The sequence below is a fragment of the Legionella jordanis genome (genome assembly GCF_900637635.1).
Classification (GTDB): domain Bacteria; phylum Pseudomonadota; class Gammaproteobacteria; order Legionellales; family Legionellaceae; genus Tatlockia; species Tatlockia jordanis.
The window spans coordinates 1,299,673-1,315,087 of record NZ_LR134383.1 but is presented as its reverse complement, the minus strand read 5'-3'; the positions used below and the strand labels follow the sequence as shown (position 1 = coordinate 1,315,087).

The following is a 15,415-nucleotide window of genomic DNA, read 5'->3' as shown; positions in this document are numbered from 1 at the left end:
TCAGCAAGTTACTGGGTCTGCTTTCTCTGAATCGATGCCATAACGCTTCATCGCCTCAGCCACTACGGAGCGTTCTATTGCGCCGGCCTGGGCTAATGAATCCAGTGCTGCTGCTGCAATGAATTTGGCATCCACCTCAAAGAAGTGACGTAAACGCTCACGAGTGTCGCTGCGCCCATAACCGTCCGTCCCTAAGGTGGTAAAAGGAGCACTGACAAAAGGCCTGATTTGATCAGCGTATAAGCGCATGTAATCCGTGGCCGCGATAACGGGGCCTTTGCGTCCGGCAAGCTGCTGGCTAACATAACTTTGTTTGGGATTATTTTCTGGATGTAACCGGTTATAACGCTCAACAGCCAAACCTTCGCGCCTTAATTCATTAAAACTTGTAACGCTCCAGATGTCCGAAGTTACACCAAAATCTTCTTCAAGCATTTTGGCGGCACGAATGACTTCGCGAAGAATTGTTCCACTGCCCATTAATTGAATGTGTTTTTTACCTGGCTTTTTGCTTTCTTCCAGCAAATACATTCCTTTTATGATTCCTTCCTCGACGCCTGCGGGCATATCGGGCTGAGTGTAGTTCTCATTCATGACGGTAATGTAATAGAAAATATTCTCTTGTTTTTCAAACATTCTATACAAACCGTTTTGAATGATAACTGCCAGCTCATAAGCAAAAGTGGGATCATAAGATACGCAATTGGGTATTGTAGATGCCAATATATGGCTGTGACCATCTTGATGCTGCAAGCCTTCGCCGGCCAAAGTAGTACGACCAGCTGTTCCACCTAGCAAAAATCCACGCGCCTGCATATCACCTGCAGCCCAAGCCAAATCCCCTATGCGCTGGAATCCAAACATGGAGTAATAGATATAAAAAGGAATCATTGCCACGCCATTTGAGCTGTAGGAGGTAGCAGCGGCAATCCAGGAGCAGAAAGCACCGGCTTCGTTTATTCCTTCTTCAAGTATCTGGCCATCTTTCGCCTCGCGGTAATACATGACTTGCCCATGATCCACAGGGGTGTACAACTGCCCCACAGGAGAGTAGATGCCAATTTGTCGGAACAAACCTTCCATACCAAATGTGCGGCACTCGTCAGGTACGATAGGAACAATCCGGTTCCCCAATTCTTTGTCTTTAAGTAAGACAGATAAAATGCGTACAAAAGCCATAGTGGTCGAAATTTCTCGATCGCCTGAACTTTGCGTCACTGCTGAAAAGGCAGACAGATCGGGGGCTTTTAACGGTTCAAAATTACCATGGCGAATTGGAAGTGAACCACCAAGAGCCTCTCGTTGTTTACGTAAAAATTGTATTTCCGGGCTATTTTCTTCTGGGCGATAGAATGGAATTTCCGTTATATGATCATCACTAACCGGGATACTGAAGCGATCTCTAAACGCACGCAGTTGTTCAATGGACATTTTTTTCTGTTGATGAGTGATATTTTGTCCCTCACCTGCGGCTCCCATGCCATAACCTTTAATGGTTTTAGCTAATATAACGGTCGGGCTACCTTTGTGCTCTACAGCTTGAGCATAGGCTGCATAAACCTTTTGAGCATCGTGGCCGCCGCGATTTAAACGCCAGATTTCATCATCCGACATGTTTTCAACCATCTTTTTCAGTTCGGGATATTGGCCGAAGAAATGTTCACGGACATAAGCTCCATCATTGGCTTTATAAGCTTGATAGTCCCCATCAACACATTCCTCCATACGTTTTTGGAGAATGCCTTTTTCATCACGAGCAAAAAGCGGATCCCAGCGGCCTCCCCAAATTACCTTAATAACATTCCAACCAGCACCACGAAATACACCTTCCAGTTCCTGGATAATTTTGCCATTTCCGCGAACAGGTCCATCCAAACGCTGTAAATTACAATTGACTACGAAAATCAGATTATCCAGTTTTTCGCGAGCGGCAATAGACAAAGCTCCTACGGATTCTGGCTCATCCATTTCACCATCACCCAAGAAGGCCCAGACTTTACGACCTTCACCTTGAATTAAACCGCGATTATCGAGGTATTTAAGGAAGCGCGCCTGATAAATAGCTTGCAATGGCCCTAACCCCATGGAAACGGTGGGAAATTGCCAAAAATCGCCCATTAACCAAGGGTGAGGATATGAAGATAAACCATTGACCTCAACTTCTTGTCGGAAATGGTTAAGTTGTTCTTCAGATAAACGACCCTCTAAAAATGCGCGTGCATAAATTCCTGGCGAGGAATGGCCTTGAAAATAAATAAGATCACCACCATTGGCAGCCTTTGGGCCTTTAAAAAAATAATTAAAACCCACTTCATACAGCGTAGATGCAGAAGCATAGGACGCTATGTGGCCACCTAATTCTGGAGCATATTTTCCCGCACGAAGAACCATAGCCACAGCATTCCAGCGAATCAAAGCACCTATGCGCTTAGCCATTCCTTCATCCGGAGGTATTAATTTCTCTTCGTGAGGCTTAATACTGTTCCGATAGGGGGTGTTAATAGAGCTCGTTAACTTTACCCCTTCTGTATTTGCCTTTTTTATGAGTTCTTGCAAAAGAAAGGTAGCACGTTCGCTTCCATCAGTGGAAAGTACAGCTTGTAGGGCGTCCAGCCATTCACGTGTTTCAATTGGATCAATATCATTACTGTTTTCGTATAACATGAATGTTCCTCTTCAATCAGCTTCAGGGACAAATTCGCTGCAAGCTTTTATAAACCATCCCACTACAGGCTTGCACACAGACCTGGTAATCAGCCCGGCAGTCGCAAGTTGTTTTGCGGCATTGTAGTGGATCACGGAAGGAATTCAACTGCAGTGTGAGAAAATCTCCTTTTACACACACTTCATGTCGATAGCGCCTATAATTTTTAAGAGTTGTTTTTGTCGAGGAGGCGCAACAACCTTGACAATTATTTCGGCAAGTCGCTTTACAGGCTCGAGCCTTTTGTTCACAAGTAATTTGACAAGTAGCAATCCTATTCTTCTCAGCCGCACTCATAAAAAATGTACAAGAACTGAGGCAGACACAACATAATACGCAACTTATAATAAGTTTAATCATAGTAAACTCGTCAAATTAGTTTTTTATTATAGCCAAGAGATTAAGGTAAACAACGCCAGAAAAACCAACAATACAATAAGTGCCTGTTCAACTAAATGCTCAGCCTGTGGCATGGAAATGGACTCATCCGCAGTGGTACGCGCAGCCAATAATCCCCCCTCACCTAATAAGAGTGAATTTTTTTCCGGAGAAGCCAGAAACATTCTGCCCAGGAAATGAATGCCTCTTTGAAAATTTCCTACTAATAAATAGAGCAACACACTCAGCCTTGCGGGAACCCAATCCAAAATGTTTGTCATCACTTGCGCTAATTGTGAGGTAAGCAATTGTTCACGACAGAGAGAAACAAGGCGATAAAACAACACACCCAAAGGACCTAATAAAATATACCAAAAAATTACAGCAAATAGTTCGCCGTTAACTTTTGCAAAATAGTCACTCACTACAACTTCATTGTTCTCTTCAGCCTCATCCCGTACTGGATAAAAAGGATTTTGAGGTCCCAAACAGTAGTAGAAAATCACTAAGTTTAATAAGAAAGCAATAAAACCAAAAAATAGCGAGCCAAGCAGATAGAAAATCAACCATACGATGACAATGGGAATTAAAACAACTAAAGCTAAAATCAAGGCCTGATTAAAGTGGCTGGGTTCAGATCTTCCTAATCGCTCGCTGATGCCAGCAAAAAAGGCGGGAAACCAATTAAAGCGCCGGTGTGAAAGGGAATGAACCAAATACCGTTCACTTAATAAACAAAGGACAATGACGAATAATTTCATTTTTAATCCTTACGCATTTTATCAGACAGAGCTATTGGTGTCGGGTATTTTAACACCACTAAATAAGAAGATACGATAAACGTCAATATGGTAGTAGCTTGAATTAAATTAGCTGCCACCTCAGAAATCAGTTTTGTGCTTAAAGCTATACTGGCTACCAGGAGTGAAAATTCACTGGCCTGCCCCAACCTTACCCCAACCTCTCTGGCTACGGATTTTTTTTCGCCTGCTCGGCTCAAAAGCAGCTGGAAAAGTAGTGGTTTTATGACCAGCATTAAAAAGGACAGTATAAATGCAGGAATCACCACTTGTGCGGTAAAGGCAAAGTTAAATGTAGCACCAATAGAAAAGAAAAACATTACGAGAAAGAAATCGCGCAAAGGTTTTAAACTTTCAGCGATATAGAGTGAAATTGGACTTGAAGCCAATGCGACCCCAGCCACAAAGGCTCCAATATCCTCAGACAGACCAAACTGCTGAGCCATAAAAGACATCCCAAGACACCAGCCAATGGACAATAAAAAGACATATTCCTGCGTGCGATCAAAGCGAGCCAAAAGCCTAACCAGAACATAGCGTTCAATAGCGAAAGCAAAGAGCGTCAAGGCAGGTAATGCAAGCCCCACTAAAAATAAATCATTCCAGGAAAAACCGCCGCCCTGTGCTCCGTTAATTAAAATTAATACAATAATCGCAATGACGTCTTGCATCAACAAGACACTGATCATCACCTCGCCGGTATGCTGGTGATGCAAAATCGTGGTTGGCAATAACTTTAATCCAATAATAGTGCTGGAAAACATCATCGCTGCACCCAAAACCCAGGATTCAGTAACACCCAGACCAAACCAGCGACCTATTAAATAAGCAATAATGGCAAAGAAAATGGAACTTACTACAGCAATCCATGTAATCTTTCTTAACATGTGAACTAAATTTTGTGGTTGCAGATGAAGCCCCAATAAGAACAGCAAGAAAACTATGCCGATGTCCCCTACTTGCTGGACAACACTCACATCTGAAACAAGCCCCATGCCCCAAGGGCCTAAAGCAGCACCTAAAAGAATATATGCAACAAGCAAAGATTGCTTAGTATAAAGAACTAAGGTTGAGAATATGGCAGCACCAGCAAAAATTAAAAAAATAGTGTAAAAAACTGCTCCAGTCTGCATAACCTTCTCACATCAAAACGGACATACGCTGCAACTACAAAAGACTCAACACTCCATTTTAGAAATCCAACAACAAGCACTTTTATTTTCAAGCACAGCAGGATTTCCTAACATTGAGCCTATAATGTTCAAATCACAGCCAAAAAATTCTATTCTCAGATCATTTAGAGATGATAGCGCCTAGAATATCACAGATTGGTAGAGATCTCACATTACCTAATTATTACAAGCAATTGGATGGGTTGAAATTGAAAAAAATACTTCACTTGGAAAGCCTATTACTATTATGAGAGCTATTATAAAGTAATAACTTGTTGCGTTAGCGAGTTGAATCCACGAATACCATTATTAGGTTAGGTCTGATTATCAAAGTAATCAGACTTAATTAGTTGATATAAGACTCTTCCTACAAAAATACTTCATCCAAACTAGCCAAATTTAGGATACAGTCAAATTAGATTTCGAGTAGTTTTTTTGTATTAAACTTTAATTAAAGAAATTATGAGAAACATCATGGCAAAAGAAAACAATGACAAATTTGCTAAAGATTTCTACAATAGGACCTATAAATTCACAATAACATTGCCGTTCATATTAAATGCAGGTTCGTCAATTTCATTAGGAAGTTTTTTTAATAATGGTATCGAAAAAGTTGATTGGCAAATAAAAACGGCTCTTCTTCTCTATATCTTTGGAACGGTTATTGGAATAATAACTTTAATTCATGAATATTTCGTGGCTTATTTTTATTTAAAAAGAGCATCTAAATTTAAAGCAAAACCCCTAAAAAATAATATTTCACACATAGCTTTCTTACAAATATTAATAGGTATTTTTAGTTTTTTCTCATGGATACTAGGTACTTATTTTATAGTGAGCTTAATCTTTCCATATTATTTAGTAACTCTTAGGATTTTTCTTTTTGTCTTGATCTGGACTCTTATTTTAATAAAATGGACTAAAGGAAAGGTTGATGAATAATTAACCCCTCGAATTATTCAGCTTGTATATAAATTTGTAGCCCAGAGTTTATCTTTTTTAGAATCAAATTAAAATTTTATCTTTATCTTTTAGGAGCTGTGAATTCTCCTAAAAATAGAATTGTTTTTTTTGCGTCAGCAAAAGCAACATGGAATGGATTTATTACTAAATTGAATTCCTCTGGTACCATAACTGATGGAATAGCCATTGCCAAATATTCTTTAAGCTCAAAGAAATTTTTTGTAGCAAAATCACGATTAGAGTTAGGGGATGGTGTATTTTTCCATTCTTTAGGTAAATCAGAGGTAGTATATTTAATTATCAATTCATCTGGTATTTCAATAGAAAACTTATAATAACTAAACCCAGATACAGAAAGCCCATTATGTGATAACCATTCTAATGTGCATAGAGATATTGATTGGGAACAATATATAGCTCTAGTTCCTTTGTGGTTCCATCTACCTGCAACAAATAATCCACCTTCACCTGAAAATACAATATCTACCTCTTGATTTTGGGCACCTCTATACCAAACTGACATCAGTTATATATTCCATATTTAATTTGTAATAGCGCTTGCTCTACAAGACGATGCCCTGCTTCCGTATCCAATAAATCCATTGGAACTTGATCTCCTAAAGAAGGAATTTTTCTATAAAGCCAATTTTTTGCTTCTTGTTTGCCTAAGATTTCCTGCGCATTCTGCACTACAGAGAATAATCTTAAAAATTTTTCTGTAGAGCTAGAATCAAGTAACTTATGCTCCTTTTTCTTTGCAAAATAAGTTGAGGTCGTAATTTTTAATCGACTAAGCACATCCTTTACTACAAAGGATTGATCGTTAAGAAAATTTTCAATCAATTCGGGATTAATACCTTCCCGTACTGTTTCAATTTCTTTAATGGGATTTTTAAAATAGTTCATTAGCTGGTTTGTACTAGAGGGCATAATAATTCTCCTATTAAACCTATTATAGGTCCAATTTCATAATTATTCAATTCCAAATATAGAATTCATTAGCTAATAACCGTTATGAATTGAGGTGTTTTTATTTTAAAAAAGTTACCGGAAAAGTTTGACATATTCATAATTTACCCATATGTAGTATTATAATTGTATAAATGTCTACATATTGATTTAATCACCTGAAAAGTTCGATTGAATAGGTGTTTCTGTAGAGCTCGGAAAACCACAGTAGTAAAAGATGAATAAAATTTTAACTTTGGTGCCTCCTACTAGCTTAAAGAACTATTTCAATAGCTTTGATAATACTATGTAATTACCGTAAACCTGATGATAAATTAGGGGTTAAGCTTTTTTAAAATTTTGCCATCGTCAGAAATTAAATGTATTGGTATACAAGAAATTATTTTCCATGTGTCACTTGCTTCAGATACAACCCCACTTATAGAAAATAATGTTATGCCTGATTCACTTTCCTCTATAGAAAATAAAGCAGCTCCGCTGATACCTCCAAGCTTGTAGTCAATGGGCATTTTATCAGGAGAGTCAACAACATATTGCTCATCTAATACTAGCTTTATAGAGTTCTCCGATACAGATTCAACAATACATAACGCACCAAATATACCGAAATTTACATTTCGAGGACTTGTTTGTCTTCGATCTCCTCCTGGATATCCTGCAAAAAATACAGTGTGATTTTTTTTCAAAGGAACTCGCATCTCAGGTCGAGGGAAAGTGTAACCCTCCCCTAAAATAGGTGCATTTCTGATTAGAGTTCTCCAAGTTAACCTATGTTTGAGGAGAACAAAAATGAAAAAATCGCGTTATACAGAAACACAAATTGTAAAAATTCTAAAAGAAGTCGAAGCAGGTCGGTTGGTTAAAGAAATTTGTCGTGAATATGGGATTTCAGATGCAACCTATTACAACTGGAAAGCCAAATATGGTGGCATGGAGGCATCCGACGTAAAACGTCTGAAAGATCTTGAAGAAGAGAACCGTCGTCTAAAGCAAATGTATGCTGAGCTAAGTCTTGATCACAAAATCCTGAAGGATATTGTCGAAAAAAAGCTATGAAGCCATCTGTGAGACGGGAGCTGGTTGATTATGCAGTGAATACTCATACTGTGAGTTTACGCCGTGCTTGTAAGGTTGTGGGTATCAGCGACTCGGTTTATCGATATAAGCCGGATAGCCAATCCGATGAAGGCGTTATTGTGGCATTGAAGGAATCATCCGAACGCTATCCGGCGTATGGCTTTAGTAAATTGCTTAAAGTCTTGCGCCGTCAGGGTCATAGGTGGAATCATAAACGCATTTATCGGGTATATTGTGAACTGAAGCTCAATATGCGTCGTAAAGGCAAAAAACGGCTTCCTAATCGCTCACCTGCCCCCTGAGTGTGCCAGCATCCATTAATCAGTGTTGGTCTATGGATTTTATGTGTGATGCGTTGATGTGTGGCCGACGCTTCAGAACATTTAACATAGTAGATGATTTTAACTGTGAAGTGTTGGCTATTGAAATCGATTTAAGCCTGCCTGCTCAGCGAGTAATTCGCGTATTAGAACGTGTTGTTGCATGGCGAGGTTTCCCTGCTAAATTACGCATGGATAATGGCCCTGAATTTATCTCAAGCACATTAGCAGACTGGCCTGAAAAGCATCAAGTGGCTTTAGAATTTATTAAGCCAGGTAAACCAACGCAAAATTCATTTATTGAGCGATTCAATAGAACTTACCGCACAGAAATATTGGATATGTACGCGTTTAAAAATCTACAAGAAGTCAGAGAGCTGACAGAAAACTGGATAAAGGAGTATAACGACGAGAGACCGTACGATTCGCTAAATGATTTAACACCGTGGGAACATCTGGCAAAAAATAAGACAATGAACTCTAATTTAGGTTGCCACTAAAGATGGGAGCTTTACACTCCTTCTTCCTGTAATAGAAGATTTAAGGTTGCCCAACATTCAACGATAGTCCTGTGTCCTTCATAGAAAAAGCCTATCTTAAAATTAAGGTATTCTAATTTGCTGCTTTGATAACCTCGATTCCGCCAATCTACATCCTGAAGCATACAACCAAATGGCCTTTTCTCGACTAATTTGCCAACAGGTTCAGGGGTTTGTAGTTCTAAAAAATTTCTATCAACTCGACTGTTATGGCAAATAAGGAGATGGGACTGTTTCAGCATTTCATGCACCTTATCCCAATCAATCGCCTTGCCTTTACATTTTCATTGGTAATCCCTGTAATTTTTGTAATTTCTTCAGGAATTAACTTGTGTGGGTCGTTTAGGTCGTCATAGGTAATCAGGATGATTTACGATACTTGATTTGACCTTTTGCTCATTCTTTTTGAAGTTGATTTTAATTACAATAATTTCTTTTTTAACCAAAAAAGTTGTATGTAAAATCAATTTCGATGGGTCTTAATCAATATCGAACCACTGGTTTAAAAGTTACCTGCGATAAAATCATTGAAATTGCCCTCATCATTTGAAGTGAAATAGGCATTGAAAAAACTTGGTCTACTTTGATTAACTCTAAAACTGCCATTCCCGATGAGATCACCCAATTAACAGGAATTACCAATCAAGAGGAAAATCTGCCCTGCCCTTGAAGCCATTGCTTCCGATTTATTTGATATACTGAATAATTGTATTTTAGTGGCGCATAATGCGATTTGATTAAGGTTTTTTAAAAACGCATTTAAGCGATGTGGTTATCGATACCAATCAAAAGAGCTTTGTACTTTAAAACTAGTAAGAAACTGTTATCCCCTACTTCCTCATCATGACTTAAGCACATTGGCACTGCATTTAAATTTACCCCAAGACCAAAGACATCGAACGGCAAGTGATGTGCAATTTCTATATAGCTTTTTGCAAAAAGCCCTTGAAGAATTTACACCATCAATTCTCCTGGAAAAGGCAAAAGCCATTTATAATGAATCCAGTAAACCCTCTAAACTCATTACCGATTTAACTACCTTTCCCAGCAAGGAAACTTAAATGAGATTGCTTCTATTTGTAAGATAATAACATAAGGCGGCATAAGTAAGATGAATACTCACCCCTAACTAAAAATCAATAAATCAAATTAGCGCTTCAAGAATAAGAGAATGAGGATGAATTTAGCCATTCAGATTTCTCAACGGCTTTAAGCAACTTTTCACGTTTCGTTTGAGTAAAAAGACCTTGTTTATGAATCAGCAAATTTACCCCAATTGCAAATAAGCCTAAGCCTGTAAAGGCCATGGCAACATTAGCAAGAATAACTTTCCATCTTTCACGATGGGTAGACATTTCCCCATCTTTCGAGTGCAATTTTTTAACAAAGGATTGTTTAAAGGCATCCTTGATGGCAATTTGCTCTTCAGTGGGTTTTTCATAAAATGCTTTCAAATCTTGTTTTAATTCCAAGGCGAGCAACATGGCAGTTTTCCCCTTTACAGGATCACAACTTAAAAGATAAAGACCATGGGCTACCATCTGGTTGAGGTGATGGTTTAGATTGCACAGCTCTTGAGGACCTTGCCATAATAATGCGTCCGAATGTTCTTTGGTTAAAAATCCCTCTCGTTTCATCGCCCATAGGGGTTTCCATACACTTTTACCCGGGATAGTATAAGCCACTATTTTCAAGTTTTCTTCGTTTAAAATCCCTGCAAATTTTAATCCCTCTAATTCAGAGCCTACTGATTTTGCATGTTTACCACTGCGCACCACTATTTCAAACAGGCGCTGATCCAGGATTCCTAATAATTTTAGTCGCGCGAGACCACATCCAATTTCAAGATCATATTGTTTATGGTGCATCAACAAGTCAATATTCGCTTGCGTAAGTAAATTAACTTTTGATAAATATCTTAGTGAACCCGACATGGACACTGTATTTCTACAGCTAATTAATTGAACAAAATTATGAGGTGTTAAGCAATTTCCATCGCGTAGTACAAAAATCCCCTCAGCCGCATTGATATAAGGATCGTTTTTAATATAGTTGATAAGCCTTTCTCTCCCTCCAATAAGAGTCTCAATGGCTTTCATTTCTTCCGTGTGTTCAATATCAAGCGTTAAATCATAGAGGAACTTTTCTTGGCCATCGAAGCCTAATAGTACTGCGGAAATAGCCCCAATTTTTCTTGAATTACACCTTAATCTATCAATCTCTTCTTTTATTTTCCCTTGAGGCTTCTTACGCGACTGGCTTGATAAGTGCTTAATTTTTTGGTCAATCACGTAGGCCACGTAATGCAGTTTTTCCCACAACTCATCTTTGTCTTCTATTCCCTGCCCAATAATTAATTTATCGTTACCTTCTAGTTTAAATAACTTATTCACGTAACTGTAATGATCATGCTGATTAGGCTCAAGACTTAGATAAAAAGGAAGTCTTTGTTTTGCATAACGAGCAAGGTAGCCATCACTGTTTGCCAGGGAGAATCCATCGTAAGCACGACGTTTCTTAGGATCACTTAAGGTTTCATAAGCTTCGCTTATTTTTTTAAACTCCTCTTCTTTATCCGGTGCTTTATCCGGATGGTAGAGGCGTGCCAACCGCTTATAAGCCGTTTTAATTTCTTCTTGCGTGGCATGTTTGTCTATTTCTAATAACGCATAAAAATCTGCCATAAGGCTCTCTTTTATTTAAGTGGCTCAGCAACTTAAATCCATTATACCGTAGAGGCTTTAATCATGTCCTGACTAGGAATAAGTAATCATTTTCATTTCCATATCCTCTGTATCATTTTCTTCAATCATTAGTTTAGGAGTAAACGCGGTTTTTAAAAGAAAACTAAGGCGCCTTGCCAGGGAGCCTGCTTCATTGGACAAAGGGATTTGTTCAAGCTCGGCGAATAATTCGTCGGCGTTTGTAATAAACCCTTTATCTATTTGCATAAGGATTTTACCCACTTCTTCTGCGTGATGACGATTCCAGTGACCTGAAAAGAAGCGTTGCATCCAAGATCCACCTTTTGTGTAGTCATCCAGTAAAAGACGTGCCCGATGCATAAAACTTGGGGCATCCATGGTCAGGGTTTGGTAAGTATCTGGCCAAGCTCGTTTAGCAATTTGTTGTGCAGGACTTAAAGGTGTTTCATCCGCCAAAGATACCAATTCGACGGTCGCTGGCAAATTAATAAATAACGCTTTAAGTTCTTCTGCACTGTAGTGTTCAAACCCATGGGCACTTAAATCTAGATAAACTACATGTTCAGGAATAAATTGAAGCGCAACGATAAGCAGTTTTTTGGTTCTTTCATCGTAGTGAAATCCATTACCTCTTAAGTTTAAGCTTGTAACCGATATAGGTATTTCTTTAAAAAGATTTCTAAAAATTTTAAAATTGTCCAAGCGATTTAATCCACATCGACTTAAATCAAGCTTGGTTTCATTCCGAGTAAGCGCATTGATTCGTTCTCTTGCAACCTGAAGACTTGCCTGTTGAACTGATGTAGTGATTTCTTTAGGTGGCTTGGAAGAAACAAGAGTAACCGCAAGTTGACCCGCCATGTTCATGGTCTCAGTGCGTGAATCATTAAAAACATAGAACAATATATTTGCGACCATAAATAAATCGAAATTGAAGGAGAGCATTAATCCTGTCCATTGCATTAAAACCAAGCGTAGACTGGCAAATTGCTTCTGATATTTAAAATTATCAATGGTTTTAAAAAGACTCTGGTGTTGCACTAAGGGACGCGCGATTAAAGTGCCATCATTCTTAATAGTAAATTTATTTCCATCAAGAATAATGCGTTTTACCGTAGAAGGGATTGCACCAAGGTATTGATTTAAATGAACCGAAGTTAATCTATCAAACCCATTTTCGCTGATATCCAATTCAAGGATATGTTCTGGCAGCGTGGAAAATACTTCTTTAAAAGCATCAACGCTTAAGCTACTTAAATTATTTCCCTTAAGCCTCACTGTTTTTACATTGGCCCGTAGCTTGGAAAGAAGAAGAGCTACTTCCTTGGGGGGCTTTTGATGGAGCTTGTTATCACTAAAGTCAACCGCTATGATGAAATCAGGAAGATAAATTAGGGCTTCAGAAAATTCAGCGATAGGAAATCCTACGAAATTGCTGTCCCTAAAACTTAACTCTTCAATATGAGAAGGGATAGAATGGAATCGAGATAACAAGTCCGTTATCAAAAAACCAGAGGGATTCTTGTCCCAAATTCTAAGGGATTTTACTGTCTCTGGGAGTCCCGAAAGTGCCGTTGTTAACTCATCGGTAGCCATTAGCAGTAAATTGTTTTCTCCTAAATCAATCTCGTATATCTTTGGTGAAAGAGTAGAGAGTACGGAGGAAAGATTCATCGCACCAAGTCTTGCAAGATTATTGTTTTGTAAACTAAGTACTTGAAGGCCCTGCGGTAAGCCTGAAAGCAAAGCACTTAGTTCCAATGGACTTTTTCTGCCTAAGTCATGGAATGCTAAACCAAGAGTCGTTAAAATTTCGGATAAACCCTTAAATAATTGCGAAAATTTTGTCTGTGTGAGATTTAATTCTTTGTGACTAAGATTAAGGATTTTTATATTACGACCTAAGACATTGAGGGAGTCATACCAAAATCCTCTTGCATGAAGTTTTATTACAGACTTAGGAATTGCTCTAAATGCTTCAACCTCAGAAACTTGATCTAAGATGCTAAAATCTACACTTAAAAACGTGACGCTTTCCGGAAACTTTTTCAAAATATTCTTAAAAGAGGAGGAGGTTGCGTTTCCTAAATTCGGTGTATTGTCATAGAGAGGATCAGTTACAAAATCTAAAATAACCTCATTGACTGTTTTAGGAAGCGAGGCAATGTAATATTGAAGCAAGCTCCCTATATGTCGTACCTTATATCCTTCTGTTCTATAATTTACCACATAGCCGTGCATTCGCTGAGACCACTCTCTGCTGGTTTCCACTTGACGCGAATGGTTCGTATAAACGCAGTGTGCAGTAAAGACAACCTGATAAATATGTTTCGGCAAATAAGATAAAGCTTTTGCTACAATAGGATATTCAAAATATTCAGATAGCCTTGATTTCTCAAAACACCCTATCAATTCAATTTGAGTCCCGGTTTTAGGAATCGATAGAAATATAGCTCTTATTTCATCTAAACTCTTCTCTTGCAGTTCATCTATATAAAATTTCATATTTTTCCTTCATAAACCCTGGACTCGCGCCACATCACAGTCAAACCTATTGAAAGAGGTGGCCAAAAAATTAATTTCTATTGTTAATATTTCCTTAAGGTAAGATTGGTATCTTAGAATGCTCTTTTTGCGCCCATGCTATCATAATTTGCTTCTTTGTGCGTATGCTTTGCTCTTTATGCGAGCTTAAATTTGAGCTTTCTCTTTTATCAAATGATTGCCCTTCAAGGTTTCTTTGCAGAGAGATACGAAATTTCTCACAATCAATCTTATAGCCCTTACACAGTCCTAGGTTATAAATAACATCTGTCTAAAAATTACAAGTTGCTGTGAAGATCATTTATTACTCGCAGTTCAATTACTCGAGGAGTTTCTATTTCAGGATTGGGTTATCAGTAAGCCATGCCTTTTCGCGATACAATTGCAATGAAAAAGGATAACGGCTCATAATATTCACGTATCCATCAATGACATACAGAGTGATTAGAATATCTTTGCAATGTTCTCACTAAAAAGCCCGTTTACTAACATGACATTCCACGCTTCAAATAATTGGCGTTGCAAATCACTTAAGCGAAGCTTATAACGGTGAGCAAGGAATAAATTGGCACGCGCCACAATCCTTGGCAACGTCAGCAGGCTCAACCGCGCGTTGTTTTTTCTGCACACTAAAATCACAGCCAAAGCTCTTTTCTTTATTGGTGGCAATAACGCCATAGCGATAGCCTGAGCGCAGTTGATTAATAAGCCCGACATTGTAGAGCTCCGCTTCCATGTGTTTAAATTGATTGTCTATCAATTCACAACACTTTCCTCCTTTAAAACGTTTGCCCTTTTTCTCACACAATGGTTCACGCCAGCAGGCCAATTGTTTTCCGAAGTGTTCCGCAGGCATCATGTGCTCCCACTCTAAACGATGATAGCGTTTAATAGAATCTGCACCTTCCATGTGACAAGAGGCTAAATCAATGGCTTTTTGGAATCAAAGTGACACTGGCAATAAAGGGTTAGAGGATTGTCTTTATAAATTTTACACGCTATGTGCTTGGTTTGTTAAAAAAAACCTGGGCTATTGGCGAATCCTACTTCTGAAAAGAGGGAAAGGGTTAATAACAAGAATGAATTAAAACGTGTTTTCATAAGGGGTGGGTAAAAACGCTAACTATAATCATTCTTGGTTTAAATTGTAATCACCCATTTAGCAAAAATAACAACAGAAAACCCTCGAATAATCAACGCTAATTCGCAATTGCTTATACTTACAAGAAGAGCTATGACAAAAG

At 38.4% G+C, this 15,415-nt stretch carries 12 protein-coding genes and 2 pseudogenes; 4 read left to right on the top strand and 10 right to left on the bottom strand.

Going from position 1 to position 15,415, the window contains the following annotated elements; translation table 11 throughout:
- The 3 genes from aceE to EL203_RS05945 all read right to left on the bottom strand — a co-directional run bounded on the left by aceE (nt 1) and on the right by EL203_RS05945 (nt 5,015).
- Nucleotides 1-2,664, bottom strand: coding sequence for a pyruvate dehydrogenase (acetyl-transferring), homodimeric type (aceE, locus tag EL203_RS05955; protein WP_058470040.1), 2,664 nt, complete (start codon nt 2,662-2,664; stop codon nt 1-3).
- Nucleotides 2,665-3,090: 426 nt separating this feature from the next.
- Entirely contained in the window at nt 3,091-3,843 is a 753-nt protein-coding gene (locus EL203_RS05950) for a hypothetical protein (protein ID WP_058470041.1), read from the bottom strand.
- A 2-nt stretch (nt 3,844-3,845) separates the two neighbouring features.
- On the bottom strand, nt 3,846-5,015 hold the full coding sequence (locus EL203_RS05945; protein WP_058470042.1) for a cation:proton antiporter: 1,170 nt from the start codon (nt 5,013-5,015) through the stop codon (nt 3,846-3,848).
- Between the two features lie 513 nt (nt 5,016-5,528).
- Here EL203_RS05945 and EL203_RS05940 point away from each other — a divergent pair.
- Nucleotides 5,529-5,996, top strand: coding sequence for a hypothetical protein (locus EL203_RS05940; RefSeq protein WP_058470043.1), 468 nt, complete (start codon nt 5,529-5,531; stop codon nt 5,994-5,996).
- A gap of 82 nt (nt 5,997-6,078) precedes the next feature.
- On the opposite strand, the gene EL203_RS05935 is transcribed toward EL203_RS05940, so the two are convergent.
- The 3 genes from EL203_RS05935 to EL203_RS05925 all read right to left on the bottom strand — a co-directional run bounded on the left by EL203_RS05935 (nt 6,079) and on the right by EL203_RS05925 (nt 7,672).
- Nucleotides 6,079-6,540: an RES family NAD+ phosphorylase gene (locus EL203_RS05935; protein ID WP_058470044.1), complete on the bottom strand. Its 462-nt coding sequence runs from the start codon at nt 6,538-6,540 to the stop codon at nt 6,079-6,081.
- Nucleotides 6,540-6,947 carry an antitoxin Xre/MbcA/ParS toxin-binding domain-containing protein gene (locus tag EL203_RS05930; protein ID WP_082647127.1) on the bottom strand — a complete coding sequence of 136 codons (408 nt, stop codon included), beginning with the start codon at nt 6,945-6,947 and terminating at the stop codon, nt 6,540-6,542. The genes EL203_RS05935 and EL203_RS05930 overlap by 1 nt, the downstream gene beginning before the upstream one ends.
- A gap of 353 nt (nt 6,948-7,300) precedes the next feature.
- Nucleotides 7,301-7,672: a hypothetical protein gene (locus EL203_RS05925; protein WP_126320098.1), complete on the bottom strand. Its 372-nt coding sequence runs from the start codon at nt 7,670-7,672 to the stop codon at nt 7,301-7,303.
- 103 nt (nt 7,673-7,775) lie between these two features.
- On the opposite strand from EL203_RS05925, the pseudogene EL203_RS05920 reads away from it, so the two are divergent.
- Nucleotides 7,776-8,883, top strand: a pseudogene (locus tag EL203_RS05920) (IS3 family transposase).
- An 11-nt stretch (nt 8,884-8,894) separates the two neighbouring features.
- Here the strand turns inward: EL203_RS05920 and EL203_RS05915 are convergent.
- The gene (locus EL203_RS05915; RefSeq protein WP_058470049.1) at nt 8,895-9,164 is read right to left on the bottom strand and encodes a hypothetical protein; all 270 of its coding nucleotides are present in this window, start codon (nt 9,162-9,164) and stop codon (nt 8,895-8,897) included.
- A gap of 561 nt (nt 9,165-9,725) precedes the next feature.
- On the opposite strand from EL203_RS05915, the pseudogene EL203_RS14765 reads away from it, so the two are divergent.
- Nucleotides 9,726-9,785, top strand: a pseudogene (locus EL203_RS14765) (hypothetical protein); the annotation flags it as partial.
- Nucleotides 9,786-9,833: 48 nt separating this feature from the next.
- Entirely contained in the window at nt 9,834-9,983 is a 150-nt protein-coding gene (locus EL203_RS14575) for a hypothetical protein (RefSeq protein ID WP_126320097.1), read from the top strand.
- A 96-nt stretch (nt 9,984-10,079) separates the two neighbouring features.
- On the opposite strand, the gene EL203_RS14665 is transcribed toward EL203_RS14575, so the two are convergent.
- The 3 genes from EL203_RS14665 to EL203_RS05895 all read right to left on the bottom strand — a co-directional run bounded on the left by EL203_RS14665 (nt 10,080) and on the right by EL203_RS05895 (nt 15,030).
- A complete protein-coding gene (locus EL203_RS14665; RefSeq protein ID WP_058470051.1) occupies nt 10,080-11,606 on the bottom strand; it encodes a J domain-containing protein in 1,527 nt (508 codons plus the stop codon).
- Between the two features lie 72 nt (nt 11,607-11,678).
- The gene (locus EL203_RS05900) at nt 11,679-14,132 is read right to left on the bottom strand and encodes a DUF5617 domain-containing protein (RefSeq protein ID WP_058470052.1); all 2,454 of its coding nucleotides are present in this window, start codon (nt 14,130-14,132) and stop codon (nt 11,679-11,681) included.
- Nucleotides 14,133-14,712: 580 nt separating this feature from the next.
- Nucleotides 14,713-15,030, bottom strand: a complete 318-nt coding sequence (locus EL203_RS05895) for a hypothetical protein (RefSeq protein ID WP_126320096.1) — start codon at nt 15,028-15,030, stop codon at nt 14,713-14,715.
- Nucleotides 15,031-15,415: the final 385 nt, after the last annotated feature.

Bases quoted from the DNA above. Each gene is read 5' to 3' on its own strand.
- aceE (WP_058470040.1), bottom strand. From the start codon at position 2,664: ATGTTATACGAAAACAGTAATGATATTGATCCAATTGAAACACGTGAA.
- EL203_RS05950 (WP_058470041.1), bottom strand. From the start codon at position 3,843: ATGAAATTATTCGTCATTGTCCTTTGTTTATTAAGTGAACGGTATTTG.
- EL203_RS05945 (WP_058470042.1), bottom strand. From the start codon at position 5,015: ATGCAGACTGGAGCAGTTTTTTACACTATTTTTTTAATTTTTGCTGGT.
- EL203_RS05940 (WP_058470043.1), top strand. From the start codon at position 5,529: ATGGCAAAAGAAAACAATGACAAATTTGCTAAAGATTTCTACAATAGG.
- EL203_RS05935 (WP_058470044.1), bottom strand. From the start codon at position 6,540: ATGTCAGTTTGGTATAGAGGTGCCCAAAATCAAGAGGTAGATATTGTA.
- EL203_RS05930 (WP_082647127.1), bottom strand. From the start codon at position 6,947: ATGCCCTCTAGTACAAACCAGCTAATGAACTATTTTAAAAATCCCATT.
- EL203_RS05915 (WP_058470049.1), bottom strand. From the start codon at position 9,164: ATGCTGAAACAGTCCCATCTCCTTATTTGCCATAACAGTCGAGTTGAT.
- EL203_RS14665 (WP_058470051.1), bottom strand. From the start codon at position 11,606: ATGGCAGATTTTTATGCGTTATTAGAAATAGACAAACATGCCACGCAA.
- EL203_RS05900 (WP_058470052.1), bottom strand. From the start codon at position 14,132: ATGAAATTTTATATAGATGAACTGCAAGAGAAGAGTTTAGATGAAATA.
- EL203_RS05895 (WP_126320096.1), bottom strand. From the start codon at position 15,030: ATGATGCCTGCGGAACACTTCGGAAAACAATTGGCCTGCTGGCGTGAA.